General features: G+C 57.0%; 18 protein-coding genes. 12 read left to right on the forward strand and 6 right to left on the reverse strand.

Annotation, left to right across the window (positions count from 1 at the left end; translation table 11 throughout):
* Positions 1-65: 65 nt before the first annotated feature.
* Positions 66-560 carry a CinA family protein gene (locus WA922_RS12370; protein WP_424772013.1) on the forward strand — a complete coding sequence of 165 codons (495 nt, stop codon included), beginning with the start codon at positions 66-68 and terminating at the stop codon, positions 558-560.
* Here the strand turns inward: WA922_RS12370 and WA922_RS12375 are convergent.
* From WA922_RS12375 to WA922_RS12385, 3 genes are all read right to left on the reverse strand, one after another.
* The gene (locus WA922_RS12375) at positions 557-1,228 is read right to left on the reverse strand and encodes an SDR family oxidoreductase (protein ID WP_424772014.1); all 672 of its coding nucleotides are present in this window, start codon (positions 1,226-1,228) and stop codon (positions 557-559) included. The two genes, WA922_RS12370 and WA922_RS12375, sit on opposite strands and share 4 nt — an antisense overlap.
* 83 nt (positions 1,229-1,311) lie before the next feature.
* Complete coding sequence (locus tag WA922_RS12380) at positions 1,312-2,235, reverse strand: 50S ribosomal protein L11 methyltransferase (protein ID WP_424772015.1); 924 nt, start codon at positions 2,233-2,235, stop codon at positions 1,312-1,314.
* Positions 2,225-2,935 (reverse strand): SDR family NAD(P)-dependent oxidoreductase, encoded by a 711-nt coding sequence (locus WA922_RS12385; protein ID WP_424772016.1) that lies wholly within the window; start codon positions 2,933-2,935, stop codon positions 2,225-2,227. Before WA922_RS12385 ends, WA922_RS12380 begins: the two co-directional genes overlap by 11 nt.
* A 108-nt stretch (positions 2,936-3,043) precedes the next feature.
* Here WA922_RS12385 and sdhC point away from each other — a divergent pair, with 108 nt between their 5' ends.
* Genes sdhC through sdhA form a run of 3 tightly spaced genes read left to right on the forward strand, consistent with a single transcriptional unit; the run spans position 3,044 to position 5,714 of the window.
* On the forward strand, positions 3,044-3,478 hold the full coding sequence (gene sdhC, locus WA922_RS12390; protein ID WP_424772017.1) for a succinate dehydrogenase, cytochrome b556 subunit: 435 nt from the start codon (positions 3,044-3,046) through the stop codon (positions 3,476-3,478).
* A gap of 11 nt (positions 3,479-3,489) precedes the next feature.
* Positions 3,490-3,891 (forward strand): succinate dehydrogenase, hydrophobic membrane anchor protein, encoded by a 402-nt coding sequence (sdhD, locus tag WA922_RS12395; RefSeq protein WP_424772018.1) that lies wholly within the window; start codon positions 3,490-3,492, stop codon positions 3,889-3,891.
* Entirely contained in the window at positions 3,891-5,714 is a 1,824-nt protein-coding gene (gene sdhA / locus WA922_RS12400) for a succinate dehydrogenase flavoprotein subunit (protein WP_424772019.1), read from the forward strand. The genes sdhD and sdhA overlap by 1 nt, the downstream gene beginning before the upstream one ends.
* A 145-nt stretch (positions 5,715-5,859) precedes the next feature.
* Here the strand turns inward: sdhA and ypfJ are convergent, their stop codons facing one another.
* A complete protein-coding gene (ypfJ, locus tag WA922_RS12405; protein WP_424772020.1) occupies positions 5,860-6,729 on the reverse strand; it encodes a KPN_02809 family neutral zinc metallopeptidase in 870 nt (289 codons plus the stop codon).
* 130 nt (positions 6,730-6,859) lie between these two features.
* Here ypfJ and WA922_RS12410 point away from each other — a divergent pair, with 130 nt between their 5' ends.
* The 5 genes from WA922_RS12410 to WA922_RS12430 all read left to right on the forward strand — a co-directional run bounded on the left by WA922_RS12410 (position 6,860) and on the right by WA922_RS12430 (position 12,577).
* Entirely contained in the window at positions 6,860-7,627 is a 768-nt protein-coding gene (locus tag WA922_RS12410) for a 3-hydroxybutyrate dehydrogenase (protein WP_424772021.1), read from the forward strand.
* Between the two features lie 60 nt (positions 7,628-7,687).
* Complete coding sequence (locus tag WA922_RS12415; RefSeq protein WP_424772022.1) at positions 7,688-9,139, forward strand: M28 family peptidase; 1,452 nt, start codon at positions 7,688-7,690, stop codon at positions 9,137-9,139.
* 204 nt (positions 9,140-9,343) lie between these two features.
* A complete protein-coding gene (guaB, locus tag WA922_RS12420) occupies positions 9,344-10,798 on the forward strand; it encodes an IMP dehydrogenase (RefSeq protein WP_424772023.1) in 1,455 nt (484 codons plus the stop codon).
* 9 nt (positions 10,799-10,807) lie between these two features.
* Positions 10,808-12,001: an RsmB/NOP family class I SAM-dependent RNA methyltransferase gene (locus tag WA922_RS12425; protein ID WP_424772024.1), complete on the forward strand. Its 1,194-nt coding sequence runs from the start codon at positions 10,808-10,810 to the stop codon at positions 11,999-12,001.
* 72 nt (positions 12,002-12,073) lie between these two features.
* Positions 12,074-12,577, forward strand: a complete 504-nt coding sequence (locus WA922_RS12430; protein ID WP_424772025.1) for a tetratricopeptide repeat protein — start codon at positions 12,074-12,076, stop codon at positions 12,575-12,577.
* Here the strand turns inward: WA922_RS12430 and WA922_RS12435 are convergent.
* Together WA922_RS12435 and WA922_RS12440 are read right to left on the reverse strand one after the other, a co-directional pair.
* Positions 12,564-13,235, reverse strand: coding sequence for a glutathione S-transferase family protein (locus WA922_RS12435; RefSeq protein ID WP_424772026.1), 672 nt, complete (start codon positions 13,233-13,235; stop codon positions 12,564-12,566). The two genes, WA922_RS12430 and WA922_RS12435, sit on opposite strands and share 14 nt — an antisense overlap.
* A gap of 140 nt (positions 13,236-13,375) precedes the next feature.
* A complete protein-coding gene (locus WA922_RS12440; RefSeq protein WP_424772027.1) occupies positions 13,376-13,879 on the reverse strand; it encodes an RNA pyrophosphohydrolase in 504 nt (167 codons plus the stop codon).
* A 170-nt stretch (positions 13,880-14,049) separates the two neighbouring features.
* Here WA922_RS12440 and WA922_RS12445 point away from each other — a divergent pair, with 170 nt between their 5' ends.
* From WA922_RS12445 to WA922_RS12455, 3 genes are all read left to right on the forward strand, one after another.
* Positions 14,050-15,966: a 2-oxoacid:acceptor oxidoreductase subunit alpha gene (locus tag WA922_RS12445; protein WP_424772028.1), complete on the forward strand. Its 1,917-nt coding sequence runs from the start codon at positions 14,050-14,052 to the stop codon at positions 15,964-15,966.
* 36 nt (positions 15,967-16,002) lie between these two features.
* Positions 16,003-17,052, forward strand: coding sequence for a 2-oxoacid:ferredoxin oxidoreductase subunit beta (locus WA922_RS12450; protein WP_424772029.1), 1,050 nt, complete (start codon positions 16,003-16,005; stop codon positions 17,050-17,052).
* A gap of 80 nt (positions 17,053-17,132) precedes the next feature.
* Complete coding sequence (locus tag WA922_RS12455) at positions 17,133-18,140, forward strand: metal-dependent hydrolase (protein WP_424772030.1); 1,008 nt, start codon at positions 17,133-17,135, stop codon at positions 18,138-18,140.
* The last annotated feature ends 88 nt before the right edge of the window (positions 18,141-18,228 follow it).

Here is an 18,228-nt window from a genome sequence, read left to right on the forward strand (position 1 = left end):
CTCCCGATGGGCTTGACGAAGCAGTCCCTTTTTCCTTTGACGCGCACCGCCGGGAAGGCGGATTGATGTTGGACGAGCTGCACCCGCAGGCTGGGCGTATCGCCGCTCTGCTGCGCGCGCGGGGCGAAAAAATCGCCGTGGCCGATGGCGCAACCGGCGGTCTGATTGCGGCGTCGCTGCTGACTGTCCCGGGCGCGCTTAATTTCTTTGTCGGTGGCGGCGTGGTCTATTCGCTGCGTGCACGGGACATACTGTTCGACCGGCCGCGCGAGGCATATAGGGGGATGCACGGCACGGGCGCCGACTACGCGGTGCTTCAGGCGCGCTCCATCAGAGAAAATTTCCACGCTGACTGGGGCCTTGCCGAGAGCGGTTCTGCGGGAGGTAGTATCCATCCCGGCGGAGCAGCATCTGGCACAAGCTGTGCGGCGGTTGCGGGGCCAAATGGCCAATGGGTCAAGATCACGAGAACAAACAGCGACGCGCGTATCGCTAATATGGAAGCATTCACGCGCGCCGCTCTTGGTCATTTGGAGGACGTTCTTAACCGTCTGACTTAGTCATTGGGCATCAAGTGAATTTCCCTGACAGAGGATGTTTTAGGCTGCTCCAGTGCAAATACCACGGCATCCGCGATGTCACCGGGCTGTAATTTGGTAGGTTTTGGCTCGTCGAAAAAGTCGGTATTCACCATGCCAGGCGAAATCACAGTACACCGGCCGCCCCACTCACGCATTTCTTCTGCAAGATTGCCGGCAAAGCCGTGCACGAACCATTTGGTTGCGCTGTAAATTGACCCCTTAAAGTGCTCCCGGCCGGCTTTCGACCCGGTCACGATGAACTGCCCTTTCGTTTTACGCAATTCTGGCAAAGTCGCATGGGCAGTGTAAAGAACGGCGAGGATATTGATGTGAATCATATCGTGCCATTCTTCAGGGTCGCCATTTTCGGTTCCTGGCGTGTTCACGCCTGTCCCGGCATTGGCAAATACTGCGGTCAACTCGCCAAATTTCTCGACCGTTTTGTTGACCGCTTCTGCCAATTCTTCCCGCTTGGTCACGTCGCAGGGCAGGGCCAGCGCGCGCTCACCTATTTCGGCGGCAAGTGCCGTCAGTTTGTCTGTCGAACGTGCCAGCAATGCGACATTCCAGCCAGCATGAGCGGCAGCTTTGGCCGTTGCGGCACCGATACCGGAAGAGGCACCGGTGATAAGAAGCGTTTTTGACATGGACTGATCCTTTTATGTGGAGTTATGTGGAGTGTTGTGTCCATAAACCTTCAGACCGGCTCATGTTCCGATTTACATCGGGCTTAGCGCCGCTTTCTTAGCCACAATATTGACCAGTCACCCTGGATCAATTTCGTGGCGAGGCGGAATCCGGCTGCTCGGTAAGCGCGGCGGACCGTGGGTTCCTGTTCCGTCAGCAGACCCGCGAGCAGGACATGTCCGCCGGTGGAAACGTTTGCAGCAAAATCGGGTGCAAGCTCCACCAATGGACCGGCCAGTATATTGGCAATCAGCAGATCATAGGGGCCGCGTGCCTGGAGCAGCGCGTCCTCCATCCCATCCGCAATCACCATCGTCAGCTGGCCTTTACGGTGGCCGAAAGCAAGACCGTTGGCCGCACAATTATCGGCCACCACAGCGGCGCAAACCGCATCAATATCGCTCGCGGTGGCAAACGCGCCTGGCCATAAATCCAGCGCGGCAAAAGCCAGTAAACCTGTGCCAGTACCGATATCGGCGGTATTGCGAATGGCAAGGCCGGTTCGCTTCATGTGTGTCAGCATGGCAAGGCAGCCAGCGGTAGTCTCATGCTGTCCTGTGCCAAATGCTTGGCCTGCGGGGATCATGACACTGGTAATCGCCCGGTTATCGCTGGCGGGAAAATCGGGCGTGTGGATGTAGAATTTGCCAGCCTTGATGGGCTGTACACCCTGCTGACTGACAGTGAGCCAGTCCTGCCTGACCAGTTTTTCCGATGTCAATGCCGGCGCATCGCGTTCAAACAAAGCGGCGATGGCGGCCATGTCTGCATCTGTCGGATCGCGCGGAAGCCATGCCTCGATCTGCCATTCATCGGGCCTGTCTTCGGCTATTTCGCTTCCTGAAAGGACAATTTGCGCATCCCAGTCCCACGCATTATCGTGCGCAAGCAACGCGGCCTTGACCACAGCTTTGGGCGCGAAGCCGCTTATCTTCCAGCTATCCCCTTCGTCGCTATCAGCGGACATGGCTGGCTCCGTTTGCATCGAGCGTAGCGCCGGTGAGGCTTTCGGGCGCATCCAGCGCGCAATAGACGGCGATATTGGCGATTTCCTCAGGCTGCGCGACCCGGCCGAGCGGAATATCGGCGAGCAATCCCGCGCCGCCCCGGCTTTCCAGATAATCATCTGCCATCGCGGTATCGGTAAAGCCGGGCGCGACGGCGTAGCTGCAAATACGGTCTTTGGCGTACGCTCGCGCGATGGTTTTGTGCATCGCCAGCATACCGCCTTTCGCTGCGGCATAATGCCAATGGGCAGGGCTGTCGCCCCGGTGCCCGGCGCGGCTGGCGATGTGGACGATCCGGCCTGCCGCGCCGCGCGCTTGCCAATGCAAAACGGCAAGGCGTGACAATTGTGCAGCGGCGGTCAGGTTGATGTCCAGCGTACGCTGCCATTCAGCCAGCCAGTCAGCATCCTTGGCGCCGAGCTTGACTGCGTCAAACAGGCCCGCATTGTTGATCAAAACATCAATTTTTCCGCCTGACCTCTCCAACGCAGCATGCCATAATAGTGCCGGTGCAGCCGGGTCAGAAAAATCAGCGGCAATGGCGGAGCCGTTATCCGATTGCGTCGCGTGTCCGATTACCCGAACATCACGGTGCTGCAATTGATGGCGGATGGCGGCGCCGATGCCGCGGCTCGACCCGGTCAGGAGGATGCATGTCATGCAACGCCTATCCAAAAATTTGCAGTGCTTGTCGAGCGTCGATGCCTTGCCTCCACTTGCTATTGCGCTAAGGGAGGCGTTCGACTGGGTATTTTGCCGGATAATCTTATGACCAACAGGCCGCTTTCACCGCATCTATCAATCTGGAAATGGGGCCCGCATATGCTGGTCTCCATTCTTCACCGCGTTTCAGGGGACGGTATGGCTATCGCTGGACTGGCAATGCTGCTGTGGTGGCTTGGTGCTTTGGCAAGCGGGCCGGATGCTTATGCATTGTTTCAAAGCTGGGTGTGGGCCGATTTCGGGGCGCTGAGTTTTGCCGGTATTGATATCCTCTATTCGATCTTGAAGATTATCTTGAAACTGGTCGTTATCGGCCTTTCTTGGGCTTTCTTCACGCATTTCTGCTCAGGCATGCGCCACTTCGTGCTTGATATTGGCGCCGGATATGAACTGGACGCTAACCGGATGTGGTCTATCGCCAGCCCGATTATCGCCATTTTGCTAACCGCTGCCTTCTGGGCCGCAGTGCTGTTTCTTTGAGGACTTGAATCATGGGTAACGGAACCTCCATCGGGAAAGTGCGCGGGCTTGGCTCTGCACATGAGGGCGCGCATCACTGGTTGATCCAGCGTTTCACCGCGATTGGTAATGTCGTGCTGATGTTGTGGTTGATGACCACATTTATACTGCTTCCTGACCTGTCCTACGCAACCGTAAGCGAGCATCTGGCCAAGCCTGTTCCGGCTACTGCAATGGTGCTGCTGATCATCTGTGTGTTCTGGCACGCATGCCTTGGTTTGCAGGTGCTGATAGAGGATTACATCCATCAGGCCGGGAACAAGTTTGCTGCCCTGGCTTTGCTGAATTTATTGACAATCGGTGGCGGTGCCTTTGGCATTTTCTGCGTTGCCCGACTTGCTCTTGCCCCGACCGCTCTAGGAGGAGCTGCATAATGGCTGACGCTGCGACACACGCACCGGCGTATAAGATTATTGACCACCTGTATGACGTGGTCGTTGTAGGTGCGGGCGGTTCCGGTTTGCGCGCGACAATGGGCAGCGCGGAAGCGGGCCTGAAAACAGCCAACATTTCCAAGGTTTTTCCAACGCGTAGCCATACCGTCGCGGCGCAAGGCGGTATCGCGGCTTCGCTCGGCAACAACACGCCTGATCACTGGTCATGGCATATGTATGACACCGTCAAAGGTGCCGACTGGCTGGGCGATCAGGACGCGATAGAATATCTCGCGCGTGAAGCACCGGCAGCGGTGTACGAGCTGGAGCATGCCGGTGTTCCGTTTTCGCGCAATGAAGATGGCACGATCTATCAGCGTCCGTTTGGCGGACATATGCAGAATATGGGCGAGGGTCCTCCGGTCCAGCGGACCTGCGCTGCGGCAGACCGTACGGGCCATGCGATGCTACATGCACTTTATCAGCAGAGCCTGAAATATGATGCCGATTTCTTCATCGAATATTTCGCCCTCGACCTGATTATGAATGAAGGTCGCTGCGTTGGCGTGATCGCGATGTGCCTCGACGATGGATCGATTCACCGGTTCCGCGCCCAGAATGTGGTGCTGGCCACTGGCGGGTATGGCCGGTGCTATTACACAGCGACATCCGCGCATACGTGCACAGGCGATGGCGGCGGCATGGTTTTACGCGCCGGTCTGCCCTTGCAGGATATGGAATTCGTCCAGTTTCACCCGACCGGAATATACGGCGCGGGCGTTTTAATAACCGAAGGCGCGCGGGGCGAGGGCGGCTACCTGACCAATTCTGAAGGCGAACGGTTTATGGAGCGATATGCCCCTTCTGCCAAGGATCTGGCATCGCGCGATGTCGTGTCACGGTCGATGGCGCTGGAGATGCGCGAGGGGCGCGGTGTTGGCCCTGATGGCGATCACATTTACCTTCATCTTGATCATATCGAAGCCTCGGTTCTGGCAGAACGTCTGCCAGGTATCACTGAAAGCGGCAAGATTTTTGCGGGCGTTGATCTGACCCGTCAGCCTTTGCCGGTAACACCAACGGTGCATTACAATATGGGCGGCATTCCGTGTAACTATCACGGCGAAGTCGTGACCATTGGCAAGGATGGAGATCCCGATACTGTGGTGCCCGGCCTGTTTGCCGTGGGCGAAGCGGCATGTGTGTCAGTCCACGGCGCGAACCGTCTCGGTTCAAACTCGCTGATTGATCTGGTGGTGTTTGGCCGCGCAACCGGTCACCGATTGAAAGACATCACCAAAGCGGGCTCTGCGCAGGCGGAATTGCCCAAAGACAGCGCCGACTTGTCGCTCGGCCGGCTGGATCATTTTCGACTTGCAGATGGCGGGACCCCGACGGCTGTCTTGCGTAGCGAAATGCAGAAGACGATGCAAAAACATGCCGCCGTTTTCCGCGACAGCGCGCTGATGTCGCAAGGGGTAACGCAGCTTGCAGATACTTATAAGAATATGACCGATATTAAGGTTTCTGACCGCTCGCTGATCTGGAATAGCGACCTGATTGAAACGCTGGAGTTCGACAATTTGATTGCCCAGGCCAGCGTGACAATGGCATCGGCTGAAAACCGCAAGGAAAGCCGCGGCGCGCATAGCCACGAAGATTTCCCCGATCGTGATGACAAAACATGGATGAAGCACACAGCAGCCTGGTTTAATGGCTGGGGCGGCGCGGGCGGCGAAGTCAAAATCGATTATCGCCCGGTGCATGAATACACGCTCACCGATGATGCAGAGTATATCAAGCCCAAAAAGCGGGTGTATTAATCGGCGAGGATTAACGTCCTGGCTGCTTCGCAAGGCGTGTCAAAATTTCTGACGAAGCTGTTCCAACCTACATTGCTGGCATCACATACACCGAAATAGGATATTGATCCGCGCGCGGTCCATGAATTGACCAATACATGCAGTATCAGCGTTGCAGATCGGCGAAAGTATCGCACGCATCGGAATTGCCCGTGCGCAATCCGGTGCGCAACCATTGCATGCGCTGCGCGCTTGTTCCGTGCGTGAACGCTTCAGGATTGACCCGCTGCCCCGCACTGCGCTGCAAAGTGTCATCGCCGATTGCGCTGGCTGCTGTCATCCCTTCCTCAAGGTCGCCGGGTTCAATGAGATTGCGGTTCAGGCTGGCCCAGACCCCGGCATAGCAATCCGCCTGCAATTCCATGCGGACCTGCAACTGGTTGCTGGCGCGCGGATCTTGCTGTTGGGCGCTGCGGACTTGGCTGGCCAGCCCGGTAAGATACTGGATATGGTGCCCGTATTCATGCGCCATCACATAATATCGCGCGAAGTCTCCGCCAGCTCCCATACGTTGCGCCATTTGATCATAGAAGCTCGTGTCGATGTAAATTCCGCTATCAGCGGGGCAGTAAAATGGGCCCATCGCACTCGATGCGCTGCCGCAGCCGGAGCGGGTCCCCCCTTGATAGAACCACAATTTTGGCTGAGAAAACTCGATCCCGGCCTGCTGAAAAATTGGCGCCCATGTTTCATCAAGCGAACTAAGCGCGTTGCAGCTTTCCAGTGCATAGGCATTCTGCGTGCAAATTTCCTCCGCACTCTGTCCTGACGGGCCCGCTGGCTGCGGCGCGGATTGCCGAGTGTTTTCCAGTGCACCGATATATTGACCGGGGTCTCCGCCAAACACCAGCGCCGCGATGATCGCAATGATGATTGTGCCGCAGCCTATTTTACCACCGCCGCCACCGGGGAACCGTCCGCCGCTGCCGCCCTGGCCAACGCGGATGGTGTTCGGATTAAATCGGTTAAGACGCATTATTCCCCCTCACTACGACATCAATTAAATTGGCCTGTCACACATATGTCTGGACAGCAGCCACGTTGCCCGCAAATATCACTTCGCGCAAAGGGTGAATGCTTAAAACTTTTCAGAGGAACAACGCCAAATGCCATCATCGTCTACACTTTCGGGCAAGCGTGCGCTGATCACCGGATCAACCTCTGGCATTGGTTTGGCCGTAGCCCGCGCATTGGCGGGGCACGGCGCACAGGTTGTCCTCAACGGTTTTGGCGATGCAAATGATATCGATGGCCTATGCGCAGAATTGGGCGCGGTTCATGTGGACGCGGATCTGATGACCCAGCAAGGTTGTGAAACGCTGATGGCGGATGCTGGGCCGGTCGATATTCTGGTCAATAATGCAGGCATGCAGCACGTATCCCCGGTGGATGAATTTCCGATCGATAAATGGAATGCAATCATCGCGTTAAATCTTACCGCAGCGTTTCATACCACGCGGCTTGCTGTGCCGGGAATGAAGGAAAAAGGGTGGGGCCGGATTATCAATACGGCCAGCGCGCATTCCAAAACCGCATCGCCTTACAAGAGCGCCTATAACGCCTCGAAACATGGTATAGACGGCTTCACCAAAACCGTGGCGCTGGAATTGGCGCAAACTGGCGTGACGGCCAATTGCATCAGTCCTGGCTATGTTTGGACGCCGCTGATCGAGGGCCAGATTCCCGATACAATGGCAGCGCGCGGGCTTAGCCGTGATGAAGTCATTAATGACGTCCTGCTCGCCAAGCAGCCGACCAAAAAGTTCGTTCAGCCCGCCGAAATCGGCGCTCTGGCAGTCTTTCTCTGCGGTGAGGAAGCAGGCAATGTAACCGGTGCGAATTGGAGCATTGACGGCGGTTGGACGGCAGAATGAATCGGCTTTTCAGGGCGTAAACGGGGCGAGCATGTGAAATCTGTGTTGAGGTTGGCTGTAATGTTGGCTGCATCGGCGGTTCTGGCCAGCTGCGCCGGATCGCGCGGGCCGGCGAGCCGTGATGCAAATACCCTTGACGATATTGAAGCCGGGCTGCGCGCGCATATTGCCGTGCTGGCAAGCGATGAATTTGAAGGCCGCCGCCCGGGCAGCGAGGGCGAACGAAAAACGCTACGATACTTGGCTGATGCATGGCAGGACGCCGGGCTGCAATCGGCCACGAACGACCCTGCAAATCCCTGGTTTGCGCCGGTTGAATTGCGCTTGATGACCCCGGAAAGTCAATCCGTCGTGATTAAGCGCAATGGTAGCACAGTCGATTTACCGCGCAGCCAGGTGCGTTTGTTCACATCGGGCAGAAGGGCGTTGGTGGAAGGCGCACCGATGGTATTCGTTGGCACACTTGGCCCGGAACTGGAGCAATCCGAATTGGCTGGCCGGATAGCCGTGATGATGTGGGACCATGCCGGCCGTAACGAACAGCGCGACGCTTTGATTGAAAACGGCGCTGCGGGTGTTCTTGCAATCGTAACCAACCCTGACGAGTTTGCACAGATAGTTCAAATTCGTGCCAAGGGTTCATACAGGCTGGCCAGTGACACGGGCGGGGCCATTCTCGACGGGTTGATGACGCAGGACGGTGCATCGGCTATTGTGGGCCGGGACCGGCTGGCCGATTTGCTGCAATCTGCCGGACGCCCCGGATTTCGGCCGGTTCCCCTGGACGAAACAGCACAGCTTGACGCGCGATCAATGCCGGGAACCGTCAAGACGCATAATCTGATTGCCAAATTGCCGGGACGGAACGCTGAAAGCGGCGCGGTACTGCTTCTTGCCCATTGGGATCATTTCGGGCGTTGCGGTGATGAAGTAAGCGGCGATATCATCTGTAACGGCGCGGTCGATAATGCCAGCGGCTTGGCAGTGCTTACTGAAATGGCACAGCGGCTGGGTGCCGGGCCAAAACTGGACCGTGATATATATTTTGTCGGTACGACGGCGGAAGAGTGGGGATTGCTAGGCGCGCGGGCCTTCGCGCGCGATCCTCCCTTACCTTTGGAAACGGTTGTTGCGGCGTTTAATATTGACACTATCGGGATTGCCGGACGCGGTGCAGATGTCGCGATTGTCGGCGAAGGGCTGACGCCGCTGGATGACGAGGTCAAAGCGGTGGCTGCAGGGATGGGCCGCATCTTAACAAACTCGGCTTACGCTGAAAGATTTTTGAAGCGGCAGGATGGCTGGGCATTATTACAGGCAGATGTGCCTACCCTGATGGTGTCCAGCGCGTTTGCCGATAGGGATAGATTTGCAGACTACACCACTGAACGGTACCATAAACCATCCGATGAGGTGGAGGCTGTTCAATTGGGCGGCGCGGCGGAGGACATGCTGCTCCATCTCGAACTGGTCCGGCATTTCGGCAGTACGACACGTCACCCGGGTCGATGAGATTCCACGCGGTCCGTCAGAGCGGATAATTCGCCAGCCCCTCTAGCGAGTGCAACAATTCGTGCGTATGGGGAACCGCTCTGTTGCCAAACGGTGCGATTCCTTCCGTGACCGAATGCTCCGTGTTTTGCGCGCGGGCTTCGCCTACGCAGATACAAGGCATTGATCCAGCTGGCTGCCCACCGACGAAAGAAAGCGGCGACTATGGATATCCCTCTCGGTCTAACATTTGATGATGTGTTGCTCCGTCCGGCGGAGAGCGACATTTTGCCGAGCATGGCCGATACACGGACGAGGCTGACGCGCGGTATTGAGCTGAATATCCCTGTATTGTCGGCCGCGATGGACACGGTGACAGAAGCCGACATGGCGATTGTCATGGCGCAGTTGGGCGGCATTGGCGTGCTTCACCGCAATCTTGATATCATTGAGCAAAGCGCGGCTGTGCGCGCTGTAAAGCGTTTTGAAAGCGGTATGGTCGTCAATCCGATCACGATCGCGCCCGATGCGACGCTCGGCGATGCGCAAATGATTATGGACCAGAATAAGATCAGCGGCATTCCCGTCACTGACAAGGACGAGAAGCTGGTGGGTATTCTGACTAACCGCGATGTGCGCTTTGCCGAAAATCCGCAGCAACCGATCCGCGAATTGATGACGACGGAAAACCTGGCGACCGTTCCGCTAGGCACCGGCGAGGATGAAGCGCGCCGTTTGCTGCATCAGCGCCGGATTGAAAAACTGATTGTGGTTGACGATGCCTATCGCTGTATCGGCCTGATTACAGTCAAGGATATCGAAAAGGCGGTGAATTATCCGCACGCCACCAAAGACACAGCGGGCCGCCTGCGCGTTGCGGCGGCGACGACGGTCGGTGAAAGCGGCTTTGAACGGACCGAAGCGTTGATTAATGCCGAATGCGATGTGATTATCATCGACACCGCACATGGCCACAATAAAGAAGTCGCGCGCGCTGTCGAACGGGCCAAGTCTCTGTCCAGCACGGTTCAAGTCGTTGCAGGCAATGTCGCCACCGCAGAGGCCACCCGCACCCTGATTGATGCAGGCGCGGATGCGGTAAAAGTTGGCATAGGCCCCGGATCGATCTGTACCACGCGCGTGGTTGCGGGTGTCGGCGTGCCCCAGCTGACCGCGATCATGGAAAGCGCCAATGAAGCTGCAAAATCGGGCGTGCCGATCATTGCCGATGGCGGCCTGCGGACGTCAGGCGATGCGGCAAAGGCGATGGCGGCTGGTGCCTCCAGCATCATGATCGGGTCTATGTTGGCGGGAACGGCGGAGGCGCCCGGTGAAACGTTCCTGTATCAGGGGCGCAGCTATAAGAGCTATCGCGGCATGGGCAGCGTTGGCGCGATGGCACGCGGCAGTGCCGACCGGTATTTCCAGGCGGATGTCTCGGCCTTGAAATTGGTACCCGAAGGCATCGAAGGGCAGGTGCCGTATAAGGGGCCAGCCAAGGATGTGGTGCACCAGCTTGTCGGCGGTATCAAGGCTGCGATGGGTTACACCGGTTCAGCCACACTGAAAGATCTGCGCGAGCGAGCAAAGTTTGTTCGAATTACGGGCGCAGGTTTGAGCGAAAGCCATGTGCACGATGTCGCGATTACCCGCGAAGCCCCAAATTATCCGACGCGATAGGACGCTGTAATGACCCCCGCAGCGCGAGTGCAATCCGCCATCAAGATACTCGATACGATTATTGACAGGGCGGGCAATAAAGGCGCACCGGCAGACCGCGTGGTGTCCGACTGGGCGCGCGCCAATCGCTATGCAGGGTCCAAAGACCGCCGTGCCATCCGCGAGCTGGTCTATGGCGCAATCCGCGCCTGCGGGCCGATCCCCGAAACCGGCCGCGCAGCGATGCTGCGACTGGTCGAGGGTCAACCAGCACTGGCGGAACTGTTTGACGGGTCGACCTATGGCCCGCCCGCAATCGGCAGGAATGAAGCGGCCGCATTGGGCGGTGTTGCTGCACCTTGGGTTATCCGCCATCTCGGCAAATCATGGATTTCCGGAGACGAGGCGGAGGCGCTGCTTGACCGTGCTCCGCTGGATATTCGCGTCAATTCATTGAAAGTGTCGCGTGACACTCTGGAAGTGCCGGAAACGGGAGAGAAGCTGCTTGCACCCGATGCACTGCGCTATCCCTCCGGCACGCAGGTCGAACAATGGCCCGCTTTCCGCGATGGCCGGATCGAAGTGCAGGATCACGGCAGCCAATGGGCGTGCCGCGCGGTGGCCGCAAGACCGGGCGAGACGGTGATTGATCTATGCGCGGGGGCCGGGGGCAAGACACTTGCTCTCGCTGCGGCGATGGATAATCGCGGCGTGCTGATTGCCAGCGATACCGACCGGAACCGCCTGTCCCGTCTACGTCCTCGCGCTGAGAAAGCTGGCGCGAGCATGATTGAGCGGATTTTGCTCGATCCCGGCAAAGAATTGGCACCGCTTTCGCAATATCGCGGGAAAGCCGATGCGGTTCTGGTGGACGCACCGTGTTCGGGCACCGGCACATGGCGCCGCAACCCAGAGGCGCGCTGGCGGCTCGATAAGCCCGAATTGCTCAAATTTTCGGAGACACAGGCAAATCTGATCCGCATCGCTGCGCAACTGGTCAAGCCCGGTGGGCGGATAATCTACGTCACATGCTCGCTACTCAATGAAGAAGGTTCAGACCGGATCGCGGCATTTCTGACCGTACATAAGGATTGGACCGCGACGCCGCTTGACTTGCCTATTGGCCGGCCGCACGGGGTGGAGGGCGCGCAAGGTACGCGGCTGACACCGTTTCATGACGGTACGGACGGATTTTTTATCGCGCAGCTTACTTTGCGCCAATAGTTAATAATGTTAGCACTCTCGGCCATGGTAGATTCGGAAACATATAAGAAATCTGCCATCTTGGAGTATGTTATGCGTTTTGGACCTGCCGCTCTTGCCCTTTCTCTCGCTTTGGCGATCACGGCCAGTGTCAGTCAGGCGCGCGACCCAGAGCCGAGCGCACGTGCAGCGATGCTGATTGCAGAAGGGAGATCGGCATTGAGTGCTGGCCAGCCGCAACGCGCGATCGATGCGTTTGAGGCAGCACTGGCGGTCGATCCGGCCTACACGCCGGTATTCCTGCATCTGGCAGAAGCCGCTCGCCGTGAAGGTTTGCAGGGCAAAGCCATCCGTTATTACCGCGAGGCGTTAAAGCGCGATCCGGGCAATCTGGCCGCAATTTCGGGTGAAGGCGCGGCTCTGGTTGAAAAAGGCGCGATTGAAAAAGCGCGTGTGAACCTGTCAAAACTGGAATCGATCTGCGGGCGTGGGTGCGCAGAGACACAGCGCCTCGCCATCGCCATCCAACAAGGCCCCCAGCCGCAAGTTTTGCGGGCAGAGGCAGTTTTGCCGGACGCTGAGGTTACGCAGAATTGACTATATGGTCAGCATTTATGCTTTCTAGCGGAGCGGTCTGAACAACAGCCTCAAGGTGAGCGACCCTCTTCCACCAATCTTGCAACGCAGCGTATTGAGATAACGCGTCCATTCCAACATCTGCACGGACAAAATAGTCCAGCATGGGCACGAGATGACAATCCGCTAAAGTGAAAGCCTTACCATTAAGAACTTTCCCTTCCTTCACGATGCCATTGAGAAAAGAGAGCGCGCGATGGGATTTCTTAACACCAGCGGAAATCTCATCCGGATTTGAGGTCTCGCCAAACTGATCGCGAAAGAAGCCATGAGACGCAACCTGCCTCACCATTGGCCAGTAGCCGTATGCGTCGATCACAGAGATTACCTGGTCCATCCTAGCTAGGGCATCTGCACGTTCTGGTTGCAAAGATTGTCCGTCAAAAGCGCGGTCAACGTAGCGCGTAATCGCGTTAGTTTCGAAAATTGAGAAAGTGCCGTGAACCAGAGTCGGTACTCGCCCAAATGGGTTCAGATTTAGATACTCATTCGACATTTCGTCAAACGGGTTGACCTCGATTGTCTCATATTCAACTTCCTTCAGAAGCAGCACAAGTCGAACGATCCGATGATAAACGCTATATTTATATCCATGTAGCTGAACGCGACTCACAGGCATCCTTCAACCAGTTTTCGATGGATAGGATGATGATGGTTGAACATCCACTAATCAAGCGAATTGGTTATTAACTGTCCGTCAGCAGAGCACCCAACATGCGGACATTCGTCTTTGGCCCTTCACTTTTTAAAACGATCGTTTCAAACCAGCGCGCGAAACTCATCTAAAACAGTGCGATAGACGTATTTCTTAAACGGTACGATCAAGTCCGGCAGTTGCTCCGGATCAACCCATTGCCATGCGTCGAACTCGGCGGGATCATGCGCGTTTAGATCAACGTCGGTATCATCACCGGAAAAGCGCATCAGGAACCAGACCTGTTCTTGACCGCGATATTTGCCTTTCCATAATTTGCCGAGCAGTTCCTCTGGCAGATCATAGCGGACCGGTTCGCCGGTGCGCGCGATGATGGTCGCGTTTTCCGCAGTCACGCCGGTTTCCTCGGCCAGTTCGCGAAAGGCGGCGACGTCCAGATCCTCGCCTTTGTCGACCCCGCCTTGCGGCATTTGCCACCACACATCCTCGGTCCCCATCGTCTCGCGGCTGTCGATCCGTTTGCCGACAAACACTTTGCCATCTGCATTGACCAGCATGACGCCAACGCAGGATCGATAGGCGGTTGGAAGGGCAGTATCATTGGGCACATCTGGTCTCCGTATCGATGGAGGGGTGCGATAAACCCGGTTCGAGCCTTTTTCCACTCGACTTTTTGCCATCATAGGAGAAAAACTTCATTGCGGCGGGGTCAAGCGGGGCATAGGTGGACCGGGTGATGATTAAGCGCCTGCCCGATGGCGCACGAAAAGGAATTTTGATGGCTAGCTTGGCCAAAGATGGTGCAAACGAAACCGCCGATGCAATTGTTGTTCGCTTCGCCGGGGATTCCGGTGACGGCATGCAGCTAACCGGCGGGCAATTTACGCTCTCCACCGCGCTTGCCGGTAATGATCTGGCGACGTTCCCCGATTTTCCGGCAGAGATTCGCGCGCCGCAAGGGACGCTGTTTGGTGTGTCGGCCTTTCAGATTAATTTCGGCAGCCGAGAGATTAACACCGCTGGTGACGCGCCCGATGTTCTGGTGGCGATGAACCCGGCTGCGCTCAAAGTAAACTTGCCATCGCTCAAACCCGGCGGTCTGGTGATCATCGACACGGGTGAATTTACCAAACGCAACCTCGACAAAGCAAAATATGACATCTCGCCGCTGGAGGATGATACGCTCGCCAGATATGACACGCTGGCCTTCGATATTTCCGCGCTGACCATTCAGGCGGTCGAGCCCTTTGGTCTGGGCAAGAAAGACGCTCTGCGATCCAAGAATATGTGGACGCTGGGCCTTGCGCTGTGGATGTTTGACCGGGAACGCGGCCCGATTGAGGACTGGCTCAAATCGAAATTCAAGAACAGGCCGGATATTGCCGATGCCAATATTGCCGCGCTGAATGCGGGCCATGCCTATGGCGAGACTGCGGAGCTGGCTGGTCCAATTCGGCAAATGTCGATGCCTGCGGTGGCGGCTGAGCCGGGTCTATACCGGACGATTACCGGTGCAGAGGCGATATCGCTGGGCCTGGTTGCAGGCGCACAATTGGCGGATTTGCCGATGTTTTTCGGCGGTTATCCGATCACGCCCGCCTCCGCCATTTTGCACCATCTGGCGCGGTTGAAAGAATTTGGCGTCACGACATTTCAGGCAGAGGACGAGATCGCCGCGATCTGCGCCTCGATCGGGGCAAGCTATGCGGGGCAGCTCGGCGTGACCAGTTCCTCCGGCCCGGGTATCGCGCTGAAAACAGAGGCGATGGGCCTTGCAATTATGACCGAGCTTCCGCTGGTTATCGTCAACAGCCAGCGCGGCGGGCCAAGTACTGGCCTCCCAACGAAAACCGAACAGAGCGATCTGTATCAGGCGATCTATGGACGCAACGGAGATGCCCCGATGCCGGTTATCGCCGCCTGTAGCCCGGGTGACGCGTTTGAGGTTGCGATTGAGGCTGTGCGTATCGCCACCACATATATGACGCCGGTGATGCTGCTGACCGATGGCTATATCGCCAACGCGGCGGAGCCTTGGCCGGTGCCCGATCCCGATAGTTTCACACCGTTCCCTGCAAAATTTATGCAAGAGAAAAACGGGGAGCAATTGCTGCCCTATAAGCGTGATGAAAAGGGCGCTCGCCCCTGGATCAAGCCGGGTACGCCCGGTCTGATGCACCGGATTGGCGGGATTGAGAAGCAAGTCGATACTGGCCACATCGATTACGCACCGGATAACCATCAGGCGATGACCGATGCCCGCATGAACAAGGTTCTGGGCGTCGAAGTGCCTGATCAGGAAATTGCCGAGGGTGCAGCCGGCGGCAAGCTGGTTGTGGCTGGCTGGGGGTCAACCTACGGACCGATCCGCCGAGCTGTGGGGAATATGCGCGCCAGGGGGCTCGATGTCTCGCATATCCATGTCCGTCATATCTGGCCAATGCCGAAGAATCTGGGCGAATTGCTGAAGAGCTTTGATCATGTGCTGGTGCCTGAGATGAATACCGGCCAGTTCAAGACCGTTTTGCGCGATCAGTTTCTGGTCGATGCGCAGCCGCTGACCAAAACCAGCGGCCAGCCATTTCAAATCGCGGAATTGGAAGATGCGATTGGTAAGTTTTTTGATGGAATTGACGGTAATGAAGGCGGGCAGGTTCCTGCCAATGACCAGCAACTGCCAAGTACGGAGCAGTGATCGCTGCGGTTTGCGCCGGGATCACGAGATAACATTATGAATGCACCTGCAAAATTCGAAACCACGCTGAAAGACTGGGAAACCGATCAAGAGGTTCGCTGGTGCCCCGGCTGCGGCGATTATGCCATCCTGAAAGCCGTGCAGCGCACTTTGCCGCTGCTTGGCTGTGACCCGAAAAATACCGTCTTCATCAGCGGTATCGGCTGCTCCAGCCGGTTTCCCTATTATATTGAAAGTTACGGCTTCCACACCATTCACGGGCGCGCACCGGCTGTTGCAACGGGGGTGAAGCTGGCCAATCCGGATCTCGATGTGTGGCTGGTAACCGGCGACGGAGATGGCCTGTCCATCGGCGGCAATCACATGATGCATGTGCTGCGCCGCAATGTGAACATGCAGATTATGCTGTTCAATAATGAGATTTACGGTCTGACCAAGGGGCAGGCATCGCCGACGAGCCGCGAGGGGACCAAGAGCCCGTCAACCCCGATCGGCTCCTATGACCGTCCCGCCAATCCGTGCAGTTTTGCATTGGGTTCAGGTGCACGCTTTATCGGGCGCGGGTTTGATGTGTCGAAGAACCTGCCCGATGTTTTGAAAGCTGCACACCGCCACCAGGGCGCAGCCTTTATCGAGATTTTCCAGAACTGTATCGTATACAACAAAGACGTGTTTGAGGATTTTGCAGCGCCCAAGGGTGCAGGCGACCGTCAGCTATGGCTGGAACATGATAAGCCAATGCTGTTTGGCGATCCCAAAGCCGGCTTCGACAAAGGCATCGCTCTCGACCGCGATAATATCGCGCTGAAAGTCGTCGATGTAGTAGATGGCGACTGGGAGGCGGCGGGCGTGCTGGTCCACGATGCGGCCAATCGCAGTCTGGCCCATTTGCTGATCGAAATGCCATTTGGCCCGTTCCCGATGGCGCTTGGCGTGATCTATGATGATCCGGCACCGACATTTGAGGCAGCAGTGGTGGAAGAGCGTGCCAAGTCCTCTGCAGGTAAAGAAGCGAACCTCGCCAAATTGCTGGCCAAGGGGCAGACCTGGACAGTCGATGCGAATGAGGGGCATCCCACGGATTAGGGCGACGAACTGATGTGCCTGTTACAGCCTTCGAGTGACGCTATGCTTCCGCGTCTTAACGCCTGCATGCGAACCTTTTGATGGACAATCTGACCCACTCCCTTGTCGGCGCATTGCTTGGTCAGGCTGGTCTCAAACGCAAAACCGGGCTCGCCATGCCTGCGCTGATTATCGGTGCGAATTTGCCCGATGTGGATGCGGCATGCTTCTTCTGGCTGGATGGAGTGAAGCATCTCGGCTTCCGGCGCGGGATCACGCATGGGCCGCCGGCCTTAGTACTGTTGCCGCTGATCCTTGCAGGGTTGCCATACGGGTTTGACCGCTGGCAAGCGAAACGCGGGAAACGGCCGGAGGGGCGTTTGCCTGTCCATTTCGGATGGCTCTTTACGCTCAGCTTTATCGGCTGCCTGACTCACCCGGCGCTCGACTGGCTAAATGTCTACGGCATCCGCTTGCTGGAGCCGTTTTCTTCGCGGTGGTTCTACGGCAATACGCTGTTTATCATCGATATCTGGCTGTGGCTGGGAATGGGTTTGGCAACCTGGTTTTCCTTGAAGCAGGAGAAACAGGCAAAAGCGTGGCGCTGGCCGGCAATTACCGCTTTGGGTTTTTCCGTGCTCTATATCGGCGCAAACTTTGTGACGTCTACTGCTACGCAGGCTGCCTATTCGATTAATAGTAAGGCACGTTCGAACGCGGATGACAGCATTGATGCAAATTCGGATATTCCGCAGAGTGTGTTCATTGCGTCTCCGCCGCCATTCTTTGCGTTTCAGCGGGATATTATTGTCGGTGATCGCAATGATTACTGGATCATCCCGGCTGGCGAATTGCCCATGCCGGGCAATGCCAAGCGCGTGAGTGAGAGCCGTTGCAAATGGCCTGATTTTGACAGCATGCGGCGTGACAATCCGGACCTTGACGCGTTCCTGTTCTGGTCGCGCACGCCATTTGTAGAAAGCGACGGCAACGGCGCAATGCTGCTGCGCGATGCGCGTTTTTATGATCCGCGCGCGCGGGACCGGTTCACTGTCGCTTTGCCTGATGTGACATGCGAACCGATTGGCGAGGAACCGGCGGTGGAGTAAACTCGTTAGCTTCTTAAACCCGGCTATATCAAGCCTGCCGAATTATCGCTCTGACTTTTGGCGGAAGCCGGGCGCTTTCTGTAGAGCG

Source organism: Pontixanthobacter sp. (assembly GCF_049682855.1).
Lineage (GTDB): Bacteria > Pseudomonadota > Alphaproteobacteria > Sphingomonadales > Sphingomonadaceae > Pontixanthobacter.